This is a genomic window from Pseudolysinimonas sp. (assembly GCF_031389465.1).
Taxonomy (GTDB): Bacteria; Actinomycetota; Actinomycetes; order Actinomycetales; family Microbacteriaceae; genus Pseudolysinimonas_A.
The window spans coordinates 1-2467 of record NZ_JANMSQ010000243.1 but is presented as its reverse complement, the minus strand read 5'-3'; the positions used below and the strand labels follow the sequence as shown (position 1 = coordinate 2467).

Genomic DNA, 2467 nt, shown 5'->3' with positions numbered 1-2467 from the left:
GTTGCTCCCCTGCCTGTGGATGCTGTTGGGGACTCGGCGTGCACACGCTTAGGGCGCTCTTCGTCTCGTCGCGCCCGCTGAGCTGGGTCAATACCGCGTTCCCGTTCGCGGCCGCCTACCTCACGACGACTCGGGAGATCGACCTGGCCGCGGTCGTCGGCACCCTGTACTTCCTAGTGCCCTACAACCTCGCGATGTACGGCATCAACGACGTCTTCGACTACGCCTCCGACCTGCGCAATCCGCGCAAGGGCGGCGTCGAGGGCGCCCTGCTCGACCCCCGCTGGCACCGGCTGGTGTTGTGGCTCTCCGGCATCCTGGCGTTGCCGTTCGTCGTCTATTTGGTGATCGTCGGAAACCCCGAGAGTTGGGCGGCGCTCGCCGTGAGCCTGTTCGCGGTGGTCGCGTACTCGGCAGCGGGCCTGCGCTTCAAGGAGCGGCCGGTGCTCGATTCGCTCACCTCGAGCACCCACTTCGTGTCTCCCGCCGTCTACGGCCTGCTGCTCGCCGGTGCGACGTGGACCCCCGCACTGTTCGCTCTGCTCGTCGCATTCTTCCTCTGGGGCGCGGCGTCGCACGCCTTCGGGGCAGTGCAGGATGTTGTGGCCGATCGCGAAGGCGGGATCGACTCGATCGCGACCGTCATCGGCGCGCGCCGCGCGGTGCGGCTCTCGGTGGTGCTGTATCTGCTCGCCGGCATCCTGCTGCTCGCCACCGACTGGCCGGGCCCGATCGCCGCCGTGTTCGCGCTGCCGTACGTCGTGAACGCCCTGCCGTGGTGGCGGGTCACCGACGAGACGGCGCCGACGGCGAATCGTGGCTGGCGCCGGTTCCTCTGGCTCAACTTCGCGACCGGGTTCGGCGTCACGATGTTGCTGATCGCTTACGCGCTGCTGGAGCCTTCCGCGCCCTGCGCCTGCTGAGTGACCGTCTGCAGGTTGCGGGCGATGTGGGCGAGAGACGCGAGGGTGGTGGCATAGTCGCTCGGCGCGATTCCGTCAGTCACGGCCCGGCGCACCTCGCTGACGGCGAGCAGGATGTCGTCGTGCGCGACGCGGCCGGCCGATGTGAGCCGCCAGTGTTCGTCGACCGCCTCGATCCACCCGCGGTCGGCGAGCAGAGGCAGCGGTCGCGCGATCTCGGCCTCGTCGGGCGGCATGGCGGCGGCCAGTTCGGCGGCGGTCGCGGGGCCACGTTCGAGCGCGGTCATCGTTCGCCAGGCGGTCCTGTCGATACCCGCCGCCGTCAGGGGCGGTTCGAGGTTCTCCGCCAACAGGCGAGCGACGGTCTCGATCCAGTACCCGAGAGGGCGCCGGTCGGTGGGGACGGGGACGGCCATGCGACGACTCCTTCGATCCATGTAACGATACATGCAAGATAGCATGTATGCCGTGACGATATCCAACGAGATCATCCGGATCGAAGCCGCGCTCGCCCAGATCCGCCGCGGCCAGCAGTCCGGTCGCCTTGGTCGAACGGCGGGAGCAGACGCGGCCACCGGCGCGCTCTTTCGCGCACTGGACGCTCTCGAGTTCGACCCGCTGAGTGTCACCGAGCTCGCCCTTCGGGTCGGCGTCGACCAGCCGCGAGCGAGCCGACTCGCCGCGGGGGCCGTCAGCCGGGGGCTTGCCGTGCGGCTGCCCGACGCAGCGGATTCGCGCCGCTCGCTGCTTCGCCTCACTCCCGCGGGGCGCGAGTTCATCGCCCGCGCTCACGCGACGCGACGCGACGCCGTCTCGACGGCTCTCGCGGGGTTCGACGCGGATGAGGCGAGCACATTCGCCTCCCTGCTCGAAAGATTCCTCGCCGCCTGGCCTCACTAAGCCTTGCGAACCAGGAATGTTAGTGACTAACATAACGTCGTGACGACCAAGAGGGAGCGCACCGCCGCCCGCATCTTCCAGGTGGCGATCGCCCTCTTCGAGCGCGACGGGTACGAGGCGACGACGGTCGGGCGCATTGCGGCGGAAGCCGGCGTGAGCGAGATGACCTTCTTCCGCCACTTCGCGACCAAGGATGCCCTCCTGCTCGACGACCCGTACGATCCGGTCATCGCAGCCGCGATCTCCGCGCAACCGAAGGACCGTCCGCCGCTCGCTCGCGCCATCGCCGGCGTGCGGGGCGCGTGGGCGGAGGTGCCGGTCGAAGGCAGCGATGTCGTGAGGCGTCGGCTCAGCATCGCCGCGACCCCCGTGCTACGCGGGGCCGTCTCGCGCAACACCCTCGAGACCGAACGCGTCGTGGCCGAGCAACTCGTGGCAGACGGAGCCGACCCGGTCGCCGCGCGGATCGCCGCTGCGGCCCTCCTCGCGGCGATGATGTCCGCGCTACTGCAATGGGCGACCGGCGACGATGACCGCTCGATGGGATCGGCGATCGAGCAGGCTCTCAACGTTCTGGAGGGCGAGTCATGAGCGAGCCGCGGCTGGTGTTGCGCGGGGTGTCCCGCACGTTCCGCGGTGGTGCG

The 2467-nt window shown here is 69.5% G+C and carries 4 protein-coding genes; 3 read left to right on the top strand and 1 reads right to left on the bottom strand.

Going from position 1 to position 2467, the window contains the following annotated elements; all coding sequences use genetic code 11:
• The first annotated feature begins 38 nt into the window (after window positions 1–38).
• On the top strand, window positions 39–923 hold the full coding sequence (locus RMO30_RS09650) for a prenyltransferase (RefSeq protein ID WP_309712571.1): 885 nt from the start codon (window positions 39–41) through the stop codon (window positions 921–923).
• Here the strand turns inward: RMO30_RS09650 and RMO30_RS09645 are convergent.
• The gene (locus tag RMO30_RS09645; protein WP_309712568.1) at window positions 884–1339 is read right to left on the bottom strand and encodes a hypothetical protein; all 456 of its coding nucleotides are present in this window, start codon (window positions 1337–1339) and stop codon (window positions 884–886) included. The genes RMO30_RS09650 and RMO30_RS09645 overlap by 40 nt on opposite strands.
• Before the next feature lie 52 nt (window positions 1340–1391).
• On the opposite strand from RMO30_RS09645, the gene RMO30_RS09640 reads away from it, so the two are divergent.
• Window positions 1392–1823 (top strand): MarR family transcriptional regulator, encoded by a 432-nt coding sequence (locus RMO30_RS09640; RefSeq protein WP_309712564.1) that lies wholly within the window; start codon window positions 1392–1394, stop codon window positions 1821–1823.
• 39 nt (window positions 1824–1862) lie between these two features.
• The gene (locus RMO30_RS09635; RefSeq protein ID WP_309712561.1) at window positions 1863–2414 is read left to right on the top strand and encodes a helix-turn-helix domain-containing protein; all 552 of its coding nucleotides are present in this window, start codon (window positions 1863–1865) and stop codon (window positions 2412–2414) included.
• The last annotated feature ends 53 nt before the right edge of the window (window positions 2415–2467 follow it).